The 242-nt window shown below is 38.0% G+C and carries 1 pseudogene; it reads right to left on the reverse strand.

Annotation, left to right across the window (positions count from 1 at the left end):
* Positions 1 to 196, reverse strand: a pseudogene (locus CBG10_RS10560) (ISLre2-like element ISLre2 family transposase); the annotation flags it as partial.
* Positions 197 to 242 lie beyond the last annotated feature (46 nt).

Consider the following 242-nt stretch of genomic DNA (forward strand, 5'->3'; position numbering starts at 1 on the left):
TTAAGCGTCCGTGGCTGTTTATTGATTACTTGATAGTTCGCTGGAGCTTGGGACTTTAAGCTTCGATCTAAGCTTTCCAAAAAGTTTTGCATGATTACTTGTCCTAACTCCAATACCCTTTTAAAATAATCTGTTCAGCTTCAAATAAACTGCCTGATTTCACCAAATTCTGCTCGATTTCTGTTAAAATATCCATGAGGAAAGACCTGCCTTTGCTTAGTATTCGACACACTAAAGGCTAC

It is taken from the genome of Limosilactobacillus reuteri, from assembly GCF_002254085.1.
Classification (GTDB): domain Bacteria; phylum Bacillota; class Bacilli; order Lactobacillales; family Lactobacillaceae; genus Limosilactobacillus; species Limosilactobacillus reuteri_K.